This is a genomic window from Maribellus mangrovi, assembly GCF_037646455.1.
GTDB lineage: Bacteria > Bacteroidota > Bacteroidia > Bacteroidales > Prolixibacteraceae > Draconibacterium > Draconibacterium mangrovi_A.
On the sequence record NZ_JBBIXN010000001.1, the window covers coordinates 316,146 to 331,105 of the forward strand.

Genomic DNA, 14,960 nt, shown 5'->3' on the forward strand with positions numbered 1-14,960 from the left:
TCCGAGATCAAACCCGGATGTTGTGTGTAAAAGTGGCTGAATGATTGGGTATAAAAACAGGCTAACTTTTACAAATTAGCCTGTTTCAAAGTTTACTCTGCAATTGTTTTTGCCATGCGTTTCCGGTCGTGTTCATTCAGATAGATTTTACGGATACGCATATGATTTGGCGTTATTTCGATGTACTCGTCATTTCGGATGTATTCCATCGCTTCTTCCAGCGAGAACTTAATGGCCGGTGCAATGCTTGTTTTTTCATCAGAACCCGAAGCACGCATATTCGACAGTTTCTTGGTACGTATAATATTGATAGTAAGATCGTCCTGTCGTGTGTATTCGCCAATTACCTGGCCGGCGTATACATCCTCCCCCGGGTCAACAAAGAATTTACCGCGATCTTGCATCTTATCAATCGAGTAAGCAATGGCAGTTCCGGTTTCCAAAGAAATCAACGCTCCGTTTCTGCGAACTCCCAGCTCACCTTTCCAGGGTTCGTACCCATAAAACCGGTGGGCCATAATGGCTTCTCCCTCTGTGGCTGTAAGCATTTGATTTCTCAAACCTATCAGACCTCGTGCAGGTATCAGAAAATCGAGATGTGCACGATCTTCTTTAACTTCAATATTGGCAATATCGCCTTTTCGCTGCGTTACCAGTTCTATTACTTTTCCGGAAAAAATTTCGGGAACATGCACGGTCAAGGCCTCAATGGGCTCGTGTTTAACCCCATCAATTTCTTTAATCAAAACTTTAGGCTGACCAACCTGAAGTTCGAATCCCTCGCGACGCATGGTTTCAATTAGAATAGAAAGATGAAGAATACCGCGACCATACACCATAAATGCATCAGCCGAATTGGTTTCTTCCACACGCAAAGCAAGGTTCTTTTCGGTTTCTTTGAACAGACGATCACGCAACTGACGGGAAGTAACAAACTTTCCATCTTTCCCGAAAAACGGAGAATTATTAGACACAAAAGTCATGCTCATTGTTGGCTCATCCACCTGTACCGGTTTAAGTCCTTCAGGCTCTTCAGCATCAGCGATCGTATCGCCTATATCAAAACCTTCCAGTCCGAGAACTGCACAAATCTCTCCCGACGGAACCGGCTCTTTTGTCTTTTCTTTTCCAAGACCTTCGAAAAGGTAACATTCTTTAGCCACTGCTTTTACAATAGTACCATCACGTTTAACCAGCGAAACAGGCGATCCCGGGACCAGTTGTCCACGCGAGACTTTACCAACAGCAATCCTTCCGGTGTAGGAAGAATAATCCAACGAAGTGATCCGCATTTGAAGGGTTCCTTCTTTATGTGTAGCTGCCGGAATATGATCCACAATTGTATCCAGTAAGTAAATTACGTCTTCGGTGGGTGTTTGCCAGTCGGGCCCCATCCAACCAGCTTTTGCCGATCCATAAACAGTCGGAAAATCCAGCTGTTCTTCGGTGGCATCGAGGCTAAACATAAGGTCGAAAACCTTTTCCTGAGCTATGTCGGGAGTACAGTTTTCCTTATCGACTTTGTTAACCACCACAATAGGTTTCAATCCCAGCTCGAGGGCTTTCTGCAACACAAAACGGGTTTGTGGCATTGGTCCTTCAAAGGCATCAACAATGAGCAAAACACCATCGGCCATGTTCAAAACACGTTCAACTTCACCTCCGAAATCGCTGTGCCCGGGTGTATCGATGATGTTGATTTTGGTGTCCTTATAGCGCACCGAAACGTTTTTCGAAAGGATAGTAATCCCGCGTTCACGTTCCAGTTCATTGTTGTCGAGCAAAAGCTCCTGCACTTCCTGGTTTTCGCGGAACAATTTTACCTGGTGCAGAATGCGGTCAACCAATGTTGTTTTTCCATGGTCGACATGCGCAATAATGGCAATATTTCTAATTTCTGTCATTTTCTTTTTTACTAATCCATTTAGCTAACATCGAAATGTACGAATTGTTTTCTGCGTCAATAAATTACAGAAACAATTCTTGCTCCGAAATCGGCGCGCAAATGTACGAAAGTTTTGATGACAAAAAATTAAGTGGAAGTTAAATGGCGCAGATTGTTGGATGATTTAATATCGGAAAAAATTACGCGTTTAACGCGGTTTCCAATTCCCCCCGGCATTTCTTGCAAAACATGTGCTTTTTCTGGTCAATATCTTCCACATAGGTTCCGGGGCGCATAACACAAACCGGTACGTGGCAGTGGATTAATCCAAAAGTATGCCCCAGCTCGTGGATCACCACTTTTCGAAAACGCTCGTACAATTGCCGGTCCGAACCTCTCATTCCATATTGCTCGCTTCGCAGGCGAAATACCGAGGCAACTCCGGCATTTCCACCAAACTCGGCCTGCCCAAAAATGTAGGTCAGGATGGGAATAAAAAGATCGACACGAAATAAACCCAATGTTTTTATGCCGTCCCTGGCGTACTCCGAATGTACCAGCTGGAGCAAACGGTTAGCATCGTATTGTTTGCGGGCCGGTTCAAAATACGAAGCAATGTCGTGACGGAATTGTTCCACCGATACGGATTTTCCAAAAACCACCCGTAAATCGTTTGCCAACTCGTCTAAAAACTCCTTTTCAAACCGGCCATGCGAAACCAATGTAATTCCTTTCGTCTGCAATCGAATTGTATTATTGATGAATCAATATCATGCCGAAACACAGTGCTTCCACGCGTTTTTATTTGGGCTGTGAAAGTCCGTATTTTTTGATTTTGTTGTAAAGCGTCACCCGGTCGATCTGCAAAACTCTGGCCGAACGGCTGATGTTCCAGTCGCATTTATTCAGCGTTTGCAAAATGTACTTTTTCTCCAGTTCGGTGAGGCTGTCGTTCGAATCGCTGATCACGTCTTTTTGGAGTGGCAAATCTTTTAGTCGGATCTCTTTCCCGTTTCCGACCACAATCGCTCGTTCGATCATATTTTCCAGTTCCCTCACATTGCCCGGAAAGTGATATTCTTCCATCCGCTTCAATGCAGCCGGATCGATAGTTATCAAGTCGCGGCTCATGGAGGTACAGTATTTTTTAATGAAGTAATTTACCAGCATCGGGATGTCCTCTTTTCGATCTCGGAGAGGAGGTATTTCTATATCAACAACATTGAGGCGGTAATACAGGTCTTCGCGAAAACTTCCCTCGGCCACTAATTTTTTGAGGTCTTTGTTAGTGGCACAAATAATTCTAAAATCCGATTTTATTTCTTTGTTTCCTCCCACCCGTGTAAAGGTTTTTGTTTCGAGAACGCGCAACAATTCAATCTGCATTTTCCCCGAAATAGTGGCAATCTCATCAAAAAAAATCGTACCACCATCGGCCATTTCGAAGCGTCCCTTCCGGTTGAAAAGTGCACCAGTAAAAGCCCCTTTTTCGTGGCCAAATAATTCACTTTCGAGCAGGTCTTCCGACAAGGCCCCACAATGAACCGTTACCAGCGGGAAAAATTTGCGTGGCGAATTGGAATGAATTGCCCGGGCAATCAATTCTTTGCCGGTTCCACTCTCCCCGGTAATAATCACCGATGAATTAGTGGGTGCCACATTTTCCACCTCCTTCAAAACACGGATCATTTTTTCGCTGTTACCCACAATATCTTCAATATTTTCAAGGGTAACGATTTTATTTTTTAGCGCTTCGTTTTCGTTTTTCAGCGAAATTTGCCTGGCAGCATTTCGAATCAAATGCGAAAGATCATCCGGATCGAATGGCTTGGTGATGTAATCAAAAGCTCCGTCCTTAAGAGCCTGAACCGCTGTCTCCACCGACGCAAAAGCGGTCATCACAATCACAATGGCCGAACTGTTCATTGCTTTTATCCGCCTGTGCATTTCCAAACCGTCCATCCCCGGCATTTTTATATCAGCCAAAATAATGTCGAAGTTTCCCGCCTCAATTTTCGAGAGCGCCTCCTTGGCATTGGCTGCACAATCTACCTCGTAACCATCTTCGATAAACCAGTTGCAGAGCGAATCGCGTACCGATTCTTCGTCATCAACGATCAGCATTGAAATTGTTGTTTTCATAGCTCTGAGTTTTCATTATTCATAAGTTTGAACAGCACCGACATTGTAGTTCCTTTGCCCGGTTCCGAAACCACTTCGATCTTTCCTTTGTGGCTTTGCACAATTCCGTGCACAATTGCCAGCCCCAACCCAATTCCACTGGCCCGTTGTTTGGCCGAATAAAAAGGTTGGAAGATCCGTGAAATATCCTCGGCCGCAATACCAACACCATTATCGCAAATATCAACTCTGATGTGTTCTTCATCCGGATTTGAAGTTCGTATAATAATTTCGCCGTTCTCGGAAATCGCTTCCATAGCATTTACCAGCAAGGCCACACAAACTTGTTTTACCTGGTTGTCGTTGCAGAATATTTTACTGGACTCAGCATTGAATTCAGTGTAAAAATGTATGCCGGCAATGCGCATTTGATGCGCCATCAGGTTATACGTTTCTTTCAGAATTTGGTGCAGTTGACAAGGCACAAAGTTTTCCTGGTCCTTTCTGGAGAAATCGAGCAAACCTTTAACAATATCGCCACATCGCTTCGATTCAGTTTCAATCACTTTCAAGTAACGAAGCATCTTATCTTTCAATTCTCCCGGCAATTCAACTTTCCCCAACTGTTTGGCCACCAATTTACTGTAGGTAAGAATTCCCGACAAGGGATTATTGATCTCGTGAGCTACTGATGACGATAGTTTACCAAGCGAAGTAATACGTTCAATATGAATCAGTTCATTTTGTATTTCGGCCAGTTCTTCCGATTTCTTTTGTACTTTATATTCCAGCTGGTGTGACCAGTTTTCAAGTTCACGATTTGCTGAATCGAGGTTGTCGAGCATGTTGTTGAAAGCCAAGGCCACCGATCGCATGTCGTCGAGCAAAAAAGGACTGATTTCCAATCGCCGGCTACGATCGCCTTTCGATACGGCCTCGCTTGCAGTTATGATCTCGCTGAGTGGTTTCCGAATTTTATTCCTTGTAAAAAATATCAGCAGGAAAAAGATAACGACGGTAATCAGTATCGAAAGAATGAAAAACTCGGTAGATGATTTACTTACTGCTACATCGAGCTCCTGCAACGGTACTTTTATGATGAGCGATCCAAGCACTTCCTCGTTGGGACTGTGCGCATGGCACGAACTTAAATAGCACGACTGCTCGTTAAGAATAGGTGTGCGTACCAGCAACTGACGATGCCCCTTGTCGCTCTGATTCATGATGCAGGCACTTTTGTAATCGATGATCCGGTAAGTCTTTTGCTGCGCCGGAAACATCTCGGCGAAATTATCGTGGCAACACACACAGTTCGGATTACTGTGTAGTGCCGAATCCGGAACAAACGACGAGTACACCACACTATCCCTGTTGTCGTACATGTTCACTTCATCGATACCGGGCATGGCGTTGATGATATCGAGCGTACTTTGCAAAGAACTCTTATCGTTTTTCAGCATTGAATAGTACAGGGAGCCTTCGATCACCGATCCCACATTATCGCCGCGCTGGCGGATAACGGTATTCAGGTAACCTTCGTAAACCGACCTGAATATGACGCTATATGCAATAAAAAGAAAGACCGACAAAATTGCAATGATGTACACCACGCGGGCATAAATTGAAGAACGAAAACTAAAATAACGGGCAAAAAAGCGTCGGACTGATTCCCGCTTATTCAAAGGTATTCTATCCTCATTATTTGAACCGGTGGTTCTCATTTCAGGTCGGTCGATCTTTAGTAGTTAAAGCTTGAAATATACAAAAAAAGAACGCAGGTCATAATGAACATTGGTCATATTCACCCGATTTATTCCATGAATTCATTTTGAAAATCATCCCACACCTCAGCGTCAAGTTCTGTTAGCGGATTCATCTGTAGTTCTCCACCTTCCTGGAAAACCACCGCCATCGACGGATCGGTGTGTCGCGAGAATGAAACGTTCAGAAAATCTTTAAGACGTCGCAGTTCACGGTCCACCCAGGGTTTCACCTCATTCCCCATTAAAAATCCCACAGTTTCTGCCTTCCAGTTATCCGGTTCAACAGTAAACATCCAGCCTTTCCCATACGGATCGGCCAATAAAGTGGCTGCATCTTCTAAAATATCGGCATTAATTCCTGCAATCTGTCCGGAAACCGGCGAATGCAATTTCAACTGTTTACCGTTCTGCTCAACCACTGCAATCACATCTCCTTTTTTGATTTTTTCACCCTCATTTTTTAAAAGTTTCACCTCAATCTCTCCCAATACTTTTACAAGGAAATCATCGATACCGATTCTTACCTGTCCGTTTTTCTCGAGGTAAAGCCAGGCATGATTTGGGCTGTAAAACAATCCTCTCGGAATATTCAAAACAGTGGCCGTAAGTGTTTTTATTGCTTGCTTCATCTGTTGAACGGTTTCGCTTTTCCGATTCACAATAATCCAGAACGGAATAAGCAACAAGAGGAAAAATATGATGACAATGTATTCGATTCCCTTGGTATCGAATATGTTTGAATACGTATATGCTTCCATTTTTTAAGTTTTTAAATTGAATAAAACAGTCTTATTCTGCCTTTCGGGCCCACAGCGGCGACTCGCGCAAAACCGGCAAACGATTGATCACCCAGCGGAATATCCAAATCTCGGTAAAAATGACAGCCATTGTAACTACAATTTCCATCCATGATGGCACATAATGAACAGCTGCATCCCAGCGGAAACCGATAACAGTAACGTTGAGCCGGTTGATGATGATCCCAAGCATGGTGATCACGGCTGCAATTTTAATGAGCAGTGTGTTGTTTCTGCGGTAACTATAGTAAAAGAGCAACATGGGAAGCAGAACAAAACCGAGCATTTCGGTAAGGTACCAGTACCCCATTTTTGTGTTCAGGTATTCCCAGTTTTTGCTATGTACAAAAACGAGTATTTGCAAAAAGAAGTAGGCGAACATGGCGCCTGCACAAATTTTCGAGAGGCCACGAATGATCTTGCGATGATCTTTGTGGTGCTCGTCCGAAATCTGATCGCTAAATACTTTATTGGTGATCGATCCTTCGAAGATAACCATGGACAATCCGGCAAAAATACTGGACACGAAGAACAGTATCGGGATAAATTCGGAATACCACAAAGGATGAATTTTTTCTTTGGCCATGAGGTAAAGCGCACCCAGTCCCGACTGATGAAGTGTTGACAAGGTAATGCCAAAGATCACCGCTGCCAGTGTCATCCCCGAAAGAATTTTAACAGCTCGTTTAGCGCCCAGCCACTCGGCAATGGCAGGTGAGAATTCGATGAGTTCGGCCACCATGTACAACAAAAAATGCCAGGCTACCAGGAACAGTACCGAACTGGTTCCAAATCCGTTTCCGATGATGGGATTGATGACATTCCAGGGGCGACCAAGATCGAGCAACAGTGCACCGGCATAAAAAACATAGGCTAAAAATCCGTTGAGCACCGTAACACGAACAATGGAATGGTAGTCGCGCATGTTCAGAATATAAACCATGAACGTTACTACATAAGCACCGCCGGCAAAGGCAACTCCGGTAACAACATCAAAACCGATCCACAATCCCCAGGGCACTTCCTGCGTCAGGTTAGTAACGGAACCGATCCCTTTCCAGAACCGGATAACAATAAGCCCCAAACCAAGGAGCATAATAGGAATGGAAATGACATTGAACCAGGTAAACATTTTACCCTTGGGTTTTAATTCGCCCAACAAAAATTTCATTCGGCTTTTTCGCTCTTTCTTAATTGGTATGCTAACGGTATTATTCATGGTCATCAGATTTTTTGCGGTTAAGTTTTTTAGTGGCATCCTGAATGCCAAGTAGTATCATTGGCCAAAGCACAAAAACGGATGGCACACTGTACAAAAATCCCTTGGTGAGTTCAGGATACGATCCGTTCTGAACCTTCGTATTAAATCCCAGTTCATCGAAAGGTACCGGCGACAGGTACAAAAATGCAGTTCCGCCGGCTTCGTTTTCACCATAAATATGATCATAATACTGATCCGGATTCTGAGCGATCCGGCGCCGTGCTTCAGCCAACAGTTCCCTACGCGTACCAAAAACCAATGCTTCCGCCGGACAGTTCTCTACACAGGCAGGCAACTTCCCTTCTTCCTGACGTTCGAAACACATGGTACATTTGTTGATCTTTGGATTGGCACTGTGGTATTCAAATTTTGGCACATCAAACGGACAGGAAACCATGCAGTACCGGCATCCCATGCATTTATCGCCCCGCCAGATCACCGGACCTTTTTCGGTTTTATGCATGGCCTGCGTGAGACAGGCCGATGCACAAGCAGGCTGATTGCAGTGCATGCACTGCCTTTTTGCATACACTTCACCTACCGATGTTTCGTAAGCATTTACTACTGTTCGGCGATTTTCATTGGTCTTGCGCAAAATGCCCACTTCAGGAAAATCTTCAGGCATTGGCAAATCGTGCTCTTCGGCACAAGCATACTCACACGACTGACATCCCACACATCGGGTTGAATCGTATAAAATAGCCTTAAATTCCACCGGATCCTTTTTCGAAGGTTTTGCGAACAGTTTTTTACCGCCCATTAGCGTTACGCCGGTAAGGCCAACGGCACGGAAGAAATTTCTTCTATCTATACCCATGACGAGTTGTTTATTGGTTTAAAAAGTTAGTTGATATCGGAATTGTCGATGAAGCGGATCTGGAATTCTTCCCAAACCGACGGATCAAAATCGTGCAATACATTATCGGGAAGTTCGCCGCCTTCCTGGAGTACCAGTTGGCCAACCAGTTCTTTTTGCTGACAAACACCGGTGATAAAATCTTTTAGCCGGACAAATTCTTTTTTGATCCATCCGCGATATTTATCGGCCATTTGCAAGAAACGAATCTCGCGCATCCAGTTGGTCGGCTGTATCTGGTAAATCCATCCCCACGAATAGGGCGAGTTGTTCACCAGCGACGGATAATCGGTCAGGTCTTCGTTTGTTTGAATGATCTTTCCTGAAACCGGGGCATAAATATTGATTTTCTTCCCTTCGTGAACAAGAGTGGCCACCACCTCATTCCTTCGAACTTCCTCGTATGGATTTTTGGTAACCAATCCGGTATAATTTCCGGTAACGTGTTGCAAGAAATCATCGACACCTATCTTCACCGTGCCATCTTTTTCCATAAAAGCCCAGGTATGCGACTTGTCGAAATATAGTCCATTCGGAATGTCAATGGTTTCGGGCCTCAAAACCTTATGCATCTCGTTATCGTCGTACAGAAGTTGTTTCGTTTTCCGTTTACTGTTCCATGCCCATAACAATACTGCTGTAACAACCAGCAAAACAACAGCAATCAGTAGAATGGTTGCCAGATTCGATTTTTTAGTGCTTGTTTCTGCCGCCAGCAACACCGGAGGATTAAGCTTTTCGAGGTGTGATTGTTTTTCGTAATAGGCCAGATCGGTATATCCATTCTCAACCACAGCGGTTTGCCCCGAAGTTACAACCCAACTCAAAAAACTTAGTACAGCTCCATTTGTTGGTGCTTCCGGAGCAATCGCATACAGGTTATAAACCAACTCCCTCGGATATTTTCCAATCCAGACTGTCCGTACCAACTGGTCTAATTTTCCATGTACACTTTCCACATAATCGATGTGTTCATTGCGGTTGCGATCGAATGACAGAGGTTGAATATTGGCAATGAATTCGTGATTTTCAGAATCGGTAATTGTTGCCAGCCGGCAAAATCCAATCGCATAAGCATCTTTCCGAATCGTTTTAAAAAACTTTTCATTCGTTGTTACATGAGCGTCAACAATAGCAGGATCGACTTTGAGAAATTTTGAAACCGCCATTCCAAGTTCAGGACCATCCTGAACAACAATTCGTGCAGTATTCTTACTCCCATTGGCTAATACATCGTTCCAGGTATTGCCATTCTTCTTGATGATTCGTGCCAGCTCTTCCGATGAAATGCCATCGGTCTTCAGCATTTCAATAAATGGATTAGCTGAGTTGGTAACAGCTACAACCACTTCGCGCCCGAGTGTGAGGTGCCACATCGATTTGGATGCCATTTCAGCATCGGGTCGCTGCATAACAAAACCGACAGCATGATCTCCGGTAATTTCTGTTTTCACATCAGCCGGACTAATCCTTTTAAGTTCCAGTTTCTGATCCGGATTAGTTTGATTGTAGCTGCTGATCCAAGATTCAGCAAGATCTCCCATTGCTGGAGTCACGCATACTTTTACAGTCTCTTTTTCCTTTGCCGGCGGAACGGCATTTTTGTTGCTCCATCCTCCGAATCCGAGTAAGAGCAGCACCATAATAAATATAATCCTGGTTTTCATAGTTGAATTGATTTTAACGTTTTTATTCTGTGGTATTTTCCCATCAGTTTTTAGCTTATTGGAAACTTTCGTTTTTCCTTGTTTCAACTATGATACCAAAGCGATTTTTAGCTCATAAAATACTGATTTATTGACTATTATGAGTTTTTATGTTTTAAATTTCAACAGGACGTATTGTTGAATTTGTTTACAGTTTTTAGATACACTCATATTACTACCTGTAATTCAACAAGTTAATTGCATGTTGATATTTTCAACAGGTGTAAGGATTTTAAACATCAGAACGTGAATCCGTGATGTTAATGTCAAGAAATTCTTATGAGATTTTTTTAAGGCTGTTCAATCCAATATTTTGGATTAGAATAAAATTAATCAGGCATACTTTCAATCATCTCCACACTAAAACCTTCTAACTCGTCATTTAGAGATTGAATAAAGTCATCAGATAAAACAGAACTCATTTGATTTTGTGGAATCCAATCTATTGGAAACAACCAATCCTCTTCTAATGACTGATCGAGTAAGAATTCAATGGTTTTATAATTACATATTCTAAGTTTTTCTTCGCGAGTTGACATATATCTCTTATAATCCTCGGGGTATTTAGAGCGAACACTAGGATAAACAATTGATTTTGTTTTACTCCATTCTCCCTTTTCCAAAGTGCCGTTTTTCCATTTTTCGATGGCATCTTTCATACGTTCATCCCGTAAACACAAGAAGTCTAAGAATTCTTTGTCGGCCTTTTCAAATTCCGTTCTGTATTGCCCAATCTCAGGAACATTCTTCCAGGTACTTCGAATATCTTTCCAGCCATAATACCCAACAGGTATGGAAATCTTCTTTTCTTCAGTATATTCAAGATATTTTCGTGCTATTTTTTGGTTTATCTTCTTAAGTAATTCTATGCTATAAGTGGGCGATATTTCCTGATCGATTTGTAATGTGCTATCACTCACAGAGCACGAAAGAAAAATAAGAAAAATGAGAACGGTTAGTAAGTTTATTTTCATGTTTGGATATTAATCTATCAAATATAAATATTTATCCGACCGAACAAGCATTTTATCGCCCACAAAAGCAGGTATGGCTTTTACTATTCCATCAATACTATTCTCCGCCACTTTCTGAAAAGTATCGCCCGGTTTAATAATGGTACATTCGCCTTTCACATTAAAAAAATAAATATTTCCTGCTGCATAAATGGGCGACGCATTAAAATTACCTTTCAGCTTTTCTTTCCAAACAGGTTCTCCACTCATGGCATCAAGACAAGTCACCATTCCACGGTCGTGGACCATGTACATTCGGCCGTCTACAATTACAGGAGTTGGAATTTGCGGAACCTCATCTTCATACATCCACACCTGGTGCGTTTCGGTAACATCCCCTCTGCCCGTCGGATCAATAGCGAACTGTCGCGTAAAATAAGGTTTGTTATCCTCAAATATCCAGCCCGAATTCACAAACACCAATCCATTCCAGTAAAGTGGCTGACTCACCGTAGAATCAAAACCATAGGTAAAAGTCCAGATTACTTCGCCGGTGTTTACATCGTGAGCAAAACACATATACGCCGAATTACTGATCAGCAAATCTTTACCATCTACATTTACGACAATTGGCGTTTGATACGATTTCCGGTAGACCGGCTCCAGAGGATCGTAAATTTCAGCGGGCCGAACGCTCTTCCATATGGTTTCGCCGGTGCTTTTATTCAATGCAATAACATACGGATCTTTGGTGCCTTCGAGGTGCACAATAAGCATATTCTGGTAAAGAATCGGCGATGAAGCCGGTCCCTGCATATGATCACATTTCAAATCCTTACGCTTCCAGAGCACATCAAAAGACTTGGTATCGATACAAGCTGTTCCGAAAGTTCCAAAGTGTACATAAACCCGTCCGTTTTCGATACACGGAGTTGGTGTTGCATATGAATTGGTACTGTGAATGCGCTGCGGTTCTTCGCTAACAAAAACGGTCTTTTCGTCGAGCAACCTGCCTGTTTCCAGGTCAAAACAAAAGGTGTAAAATTTAGTGCCGTCTTCTTCTGCAGAAGTTAACCACACCTGGTCATTAAAAGCCACCGGCGACGACCACCCCAATCCTTTAACAGGTACTTTCCATACCACATTTTCGGTTTCGCTCCATGTTAAAGGAGCCTTCTCAACTTCAGCATGGCCATCCATGTTGGAACCTCTAAAATGCGTCCAGTTGCCGTTATCCGGTTTACAGGAGAAAAGAAATATAAAAAGCGAAAGGATAGAAAGTTTAACCGCGATTCTCATTTTAGTTGGTTTATTTTGATTTGTACCAAAGTTAATCGAAAAAAGGAATTTGAAGCTTAATTCACTACATTTGGTGCTCACTAAAACAACAGACGTTTTGAAGGCACTTTCATCAAGCATTTTTATTTGCTTTTTTGTTTTATTCAGTTTGTCATCGTATTTGCAGGAATATGGACAACAAAACGATACACTCCGGGTTTTGACCTTTAATATTTTGCATGGTGCCACCACAAACGGCAGTTTCGATTTGGATAAGATTGCATCGGTTATCGAAGCAACAAATCCTGATCTTGTTGCAATGCAGGAAGTCGATTTTAAAACCCGGCGGGCAAAAAATTATGATCTGGTGACAGAACTGGGTTGGCGTACAAAAATGGCACCGCTTTTTGGAATTGCAATGCCTTATGATGGCGGTTCATACGGAGAAGGAATTCTCACAAAAATGCCGATTCTGAAAAGTGAAAATGTTGCACTCCCCCATTCTCCGGGGAACGAACCGCGTGCGGCTTTATCCGTTTTGGTTCAGCTGAAATCAGGTGACACTATTCGTTTTATTGGTACTCATCTGGAGCATCAAAAAGCAAGTACTGACAGAATTGATCAGGTGAAAAAAATTAATGCAGTATTTGCAGATAGCAGCTATCCGAGCATTTTAGCCGGCGATTTAAATGCCACTCCGGAGAGTCAAGCTATTCGAATTTTGAAAGAATTCTGGACCGACAGTGCCGAAGCCAATCCGGCTCCGACCTATTCATCGGAAAAGCCGGAAAAGAAAATCGATTATATTCTTTATCGTCCTGCAAACCGATGGGAAGTCATTGAAACGCAGGTAATTTGCGATACAATTGCTTCAGATCATTGTGCCGTACTGAGCGTGCTGAAACTTAATCAATAACACACTGTCGATTCTTTCTCCACCTCCTCGGTTTCATAAAATCTAATCCCGTAATTCTCGAGCTCTTCCAGAACTGGTTCATAAATTTCTTTCGAGGTAGGAATGTACATCCCTTTTAAACTGAGCTGATCGGTAAGCATAAGTTTTGCAGCAACGGCCAACGGCAGACCAACGGTTTTAGCCATCGCTGTCATTTCCCGATTTTGTCCGCTAACCACCAACGAAGATGTTTTACGATAGCGTTTTTCGGTAGTCGGATTACGATACTCCAGTTTGTGCCACATTACAATCATATCCTTATCAGCGGCTTGCAATTGCCATTTCTGTTTTAGTAAATGTTCGAGAACCTGTGCCGGAGTAGCCTTTTTTAAACTGATTGCTTGATCTTCAAAAATCCCCAGCCATTTTAGTTTATGAACAATTTCGGAGTCCTGCGGTATATTCAGATAGTGAAACAATTTTAACTCAACTGAATCAGTAGGATGATAGGGCAGATACGAATTGATGAATTCGCGATAAGTCATGTTCTCAATTCCTTCCAAAAAATAAGAATCGTCGGTAGCCCCAAGCTGCACAAAAACATTCCAGGCTTTTCCAAATCCGGGCCGACGCAGAGTTCCCCTAAAAATAGTAGGAATACCCTGTAAACTGTACTTTTCGATGTAATTCAGCGAATCGCGATTGGCATATCCTTCGAAGCGACCGAACTTACCCAGATCGATCAACTCGGTGCGGCGAAACAGTCGATTGTAAGGGATATACTTGATCTTTCCATTCTGAATAAACCGTGCCGGTCCGCCCTGCCCTGCCAGCACCACGTTTCGTGGATTCCAGCTGAATTTATAATTCCACGGATTATCATCCGATTCAGGTGCAACTAATCCACCTGTAAACGATTCAAAACTCAGCAATTCATTACCATCGGCTTTAATCTGGTCGATTATTTTCATGGCCGACATATGATCGAGACCGGGATCGAGACCGCACTCATTTAAAAAGAAAAGTCCTTTTTCGGAAACTTCGGGTTCGTATGCTTTTAGTTCGGCTGTTTCATAGGACGCAGTAAGCAGGTTCTTTGAATATTTCACGCACGACTGCGCCACCAACTTATGGAATCGGGCCGGCAGTATTGAAATGACCAGGTCGGCATGCCTTACTTCATCATCGCGGGCAAATTCATCCCTTACATTCAAAACTGAATACTCCACCTCCACCGAAGAGCTTTGTCCATTCAGTTGTAAATCTGCCACCCGCAATTTCCACTTGTTCTTGCGGGCATTTTCGGTCAGATAATCGATCAAGTATCTGCTGGAACGACCGGCTCCGAATATTAAAATGTTTTTCATAATGGTATTTTGTGGCTTTTTACCCCGGGCGTTGCCCGGGGCTATTATAATCAAACCCTTTCAGGATTTTTCATGCAC

Annotated in this window: 12 protein-coding genes; 1 reads left to right on the top strand and 11 read right to left on the bottom strand. The window is 43.0% G+C overall.

Annotation, left to right across the window (positions count from 1 at the left end):
• Window positions 1-92: 92 nt before the first annotated feature.
• The 10 genes from typA to WFY05_RS01145 all read right to left on the bottom strand — a co-directional run bounded on the left by typA (window position 93) and on the right by WFY05_RS01145 (window position 12,641).
• Complete coding sequence (typA, locus tag WFY05_RS01100; protein ID WP_340110867.1) at window positions 93-1,904, bottom strand: translational GTPase TypA; 1,812 nt, start codon at window positions 1,902-1,904, stop codon at window positions 93-95.
• Window positions 1,905-2,085: 181 nt separating this feature from the next.
• Window positions 2,086-2,628 carry an archaemetzincin family Zn-dependent metalloprotease gene (locus WFY05_RS01105; protein WP_340110868.1) on the bottom strand — a complete coding sequence of 181 codons (543 nt, stop codon included), beginning with the start codon at window positions 2,626-2,628 and terminating at the stop codon, window positions 2,086-2,088.
• Window positions 2,629-2,686: 58 nt separating this feature from the next.
• Entirely contained in the window at window positions 2,687-4,027 is a 1,341-nt protein-coding gene (locus tag WFY05_RS01110; protein ID WP_340110869.1) for a sigma-54-dependent transcriptional regulator, read from the bottom strand.
• A complete protein-coding gene (locus WFY05_RS01115) occupies window positions 4,024-5,727 on the bottom strand; it encodes a sensor histidine kinase (RefSeq protein WP_340110870.1) in 1,704 nt (567 codons plus the stop codon). Before WFY05_RS01115 ends, WFY05_RS01110 begins: the two co-directional genes overlap by 4 nt.
• 89 nt (window positions 5,728-5,816) lie before the next feature.
• A complete protein-coding gene (locus tag WFY05_RS01120; protein ID WP_340110871.1) occupies window positions 5,817-6,527 on the bottom strand; it encodes a glycine cleavage system protein H in 711 nt (236 codons plus the stop codon).
• A 31-nt stretch (window positions 6,528-6,558) separates the two neighbouring features.
• Window positions 6,559-7,785, bottom strand: coding sequence for an NrfD/PsrC family molybdoenzyme membrane anchor subunit (gene nrfD, locus WFY05_RS01125; RefSeq protein WP_340110872.1), 1,227 nt, complete (start codon window positions 7,783-7,785; stop codon window positions 6,559-6,561).
• Entirely contained in the window at window positions 7,778-8,644 is an 867-nt protein-coding gene (locus WFY05_RS01130) for a 4Fe-4S dicluster domain-containing protein (RefSeq protein WP_340110873.1), read from the bottom strand. Before WFY05_RS01130 ends, nrfD begins: the two co-directional genes overlap by 8 nt.
• Window positions 8,645-8,670: 26 nt before the next feature.
• Window positions 8,671-10,350 carry a substrate-binding domain-containing protein gene (locus WFY05_RS01135; RefSeq protein WP_340110874.1) on the bottom strand — a complete coding sequence of 560 codons (1,680 nt, stop codon included), beginning with the start codon at window positions 10,348-10,350 and terminating at the stop codon, window positions 8,671-8,673.
• 368 nt (window positions 10,351-10,718) lie between these two features.
• Window positions 10,719-11,363, bottom strand: coding sequence for a hypothetical protein (locus WFY05_RS01140; protein WP_340110875.1), 645 nt, complete (start codon window positions 11,361-11,363; stop codon window positions 10,719-10,721).
• A 9-nt stretch (window positions 11,364-11,372) separates the two neighbouring features.
• A complete protein-coding gene (locus WFY05_RS01145) occupies window positions 11,373-12,641 on the bottom strand; it encodes an outer membrane protein assembly factor BamB family protein (RefSeq protein ID WP_340110876.1) in 1,269 nt (422 codons plus the stop codon).
• 97 nt (window positions 12,642-12,738) lie between these two features.
• Here WFY05_RS01145 and WFY05_RS01150 point away from each other — a divergent pair, with 97 nt between their 5' ends.
• Window positions 12,739-13,536, top strand: coding sequence for an endonuclease/exonuclease/phosphatase family protein (locus WFY05_RS01150; RefSeq protein ID WP_340110877.1), 798 nt, complete (start codon window positions 12,739-12,741; stop codon window positions 13,534-13,536).
• Here the strand turns inward: WFY05_RS01150 and WFY05_RS01155 are convergent.
• On the bottom strand, window positions 13,530-14,882 hold the full coding sequence (locus WFY05_RS01155) for a saccharopine dehydrogenase C-terminal domain-containing protein (protein WP_340110878.1): 1,353 nt from the start codon (window positions 14,880-14,882) through the stop codon (window positions 13,530-13,532). The two genes, WFY05_RS01150 and WFY05_RS01155, sit on opposite strands and share 7 nt — an antisense overlap.
• Window positions 14,883-14,960 lie beyond the last annotated feature (78 nt).